Origin of the sequence: Gynurincola endophyticus, assembly GCF_003991195.1 — a bacterium.
GTDB classification, from domain to species: domain Bacteria; phylum Bacteroidota; class Bacteroidia; order Chitinophagales; family Chitinophagaceae; genus Gynurincola; species Gynurincola endophyticus.
Genome location: NZ_RCWL01000025.1, coordinates 1 through 634, shown reverse-complemented (window position 1 = coordinate 634; position 634 = coordinate 1). Strand labels below are relative to the sequence as shown.

The 634-nt window shown below is 36.9% G+C and carries 2 protein-coding genes; both read right to left on the bottom strand.

Translation table 11 applies throughout. The features are described from left to right. Positions 1–40: 40 nt before the first annotated feature. Positions 41–340, bottom strand: coding sequence for a colicin immunity domain-containing protein (locus D9O48_RS18700; protein WP_126974520.1), 300 nt, complete (start codon positions 338–340; stop codon positions 41–43). 9 nt (positions 341–349) lie between these two features. After that, the coding region (locus D9O48_RS18695) for a hypothetical protein (protein WP_199750639.1) at positions 350–634 on the bottom strand (285 nt) is incomplete at its 5' end.

Genomic DNA, 634 nt, shown 5'->3' with positions numbered 1-634 from the left:
ATTCACACCGGATACAATCCGGCGCGAGTGAGGGGGCTCGCTATTGCAGGCTTTGCTCTTGTAATTTCTCTTTCGTTTCGAGTATCTTTTGCTTTAACTCTTCTTCATTGTAATAAACACCGGGATATTTTTCAAGGTCTTCATTAAACTGAGAAAAACGACTTGATACTTTTTCTAACTCTGAAAAGGCAGAGTATTCTAAAGGAGACAAAGTATCATAATCGATTTCCAAATCATACGAGTAATAAAACTCATCGCAAAATACAGAAGCTGTTATTTGCTTTGCTAAGAACATATCAATTAATTGATACAGCCTTCTTTTATCGTCTTTAGGAAACATCGTTAAAACTTATTTAGGTATTTTAAGCAAAGGTCCCATAGCATCTCTACCATACTGAAAATGCATTATTGTATTAGTTGCTTTATCGTACAAAACTTCAGCATTATACAGCTTTCCATTCTTCCACATTTGAGAATAGTGCATCATTGCATTTGTCGCACCTCGTGGGTCTCTAACAACAGCTATTGGAGCTTTAATAATATCGTCTAAAGTTTGGACGGGTATCATACGACCTGCTTCATCCATATGAGCAGCAGCCGTACCTGTGAACTTAAATAATTCTTTTCCCCCCTT

What these genes read in the sequence shown, in the direction of transcription:
- D9O48_RS18700 (WP_126974520.1), bottom strand. Translation starts at nt 340, where the DNA reads ATGTTTCCTAAAGACGATAAAAGAAGGCTGTATCAATTAATTGATATG.